This window comes from Winogradskyella wichelsiae (genome assembly GCF_013403925.1).
GTDB lineage: Bacteria > Bacteroidota > Bacteroidia > Flavobacteriales > Flavobacteriaceae > Winogradskyella > Winogradskyella wichelsiae.
In genome coordinates this window covers 1-676 of record NZ_JABFDJ010000047.1, presented here as the reverse complement: position 1 = coordinate 676, position 676 = coordinate 1, and the positions used below count along the sequence as shown (strand labels likewise).

Genomic DNA, 676 nt, shown 5'->3' with positions numbered 1-676 from the left:
TTGCCAACGTTGTTGTGTATGGTTAGTTGCGTGGTTAAGCAACTAATTTAGCAAATAAATCACAGATAGAATATTCCGCAGGAATGTTCGTAAGTCGGCATTAACCAAGCAATTAATTATACACGGTGTTGTGAGCAGTTTTTTTACTCATTTTTTAATTCAGTTAATAGTTCTTTTTCAGTTTCAGATATAAAATCTCCATCAACAACTGTAATTCGAGCGTCATATTGGTGATATAGTTTTGTTATTCCTAAAAAAGAGTCTTTGTCTTTTTTATACGGTTCAAGAATTTGTTCTTCAATTATTAATTCAATTTCTTGAGTTCCAGTTTTAAACCCTTTTATTCCAAAAAACGGATTCAAAGTTCCGTTGCTAAAAGTATCAGTTTTTATTTTTGAGTCCTCGTATTGATTACTTACAATTACGGACAATAGATAGTCATAATTCGGTTTTTTATTCCGTTTATATTTAGTTATTCTTCCAATATGTTTTCCAAGAGAAATTGTGTCAGGAATCTTAAATTCAAATAATTCTGTTTGGTTCGTTAAAGTAGAATTTTCAGGTTTGTTATCGTTCGTTTCATTTGCTTTCTGTCCACAAGAAACCAAGAAAAATAGTAATAAAATCAGATTAAAAATGTTTTTCACAAATGTTCTTTTTAATTGCTCACAACGGT

General features: G+C 29.9%; 1 protein-coding gene. It reads right to left on the bottom strand.

All coding sequences use genetic code 11. The features are described 5' to 3' along the window. Positions 1 to 143: 143 nt before the first annotated feature. Positions 144 to 676: hypothetical protein (locus HM985_RS17130; protein WP_218843438.1), on the bottom strand; the 533-nt coding region annotated here is incomplete at its 5' end.